This is a genomic window from Pseudomonas sp. Kh14, from assembly GCF_900291005.1.
Classification (GTDB): domain Bacteria; phylum Pseudomonadota; class Gammaproteobacteria; order Pseudomonadales; family Pseudomonadaceae; genus Aquipseudomonas; species Aquipseudomonas alloputida.
The window spans coordinates 1-226 of record NZ_OLKJ01000365.1 but is presented as its reverse complement, the minus strand read 5'-3'; the positions used below and the strand labels follow the sequence as shown (position 1 = coordinate 226).

Here is a 226-nt window from a genome sequence, read left to right as displayed (position 1 = left end):
GGACACAGGTCGGCATCAAGGCCGGCGAAACCAGCGCGCCGTACACCCACGCGGCGCAAGGCGATGAGGTCTACCAGGATGCGGGCCAGATCAGTCTGGGCATCAACTCGGCGGTTGACGCCACTGGTGCTGCGTTCGAGAACCTCGAGTTGGGCGGTGCCGCGAAAGTGGATGTCACCGACACCCTCGATGAAGTCGTGGCCAAGCTGACTGCCACCCCGTCGGT

The 226-nt window shown here is 64.6% G+C and carries 1 protein-coding gene; it reads left to right on the top strand.

Going from position 1 to position 226, the window contains the following annotated elements; genetic code table 11:
* A partial coding sequence (locus FQ668_RS28455) for an immunoglobulin-like domain-containing protein (protein WP_144180926.1) occupies window positions 1-226 on the top strand: 226 nt, incomplete at both ends.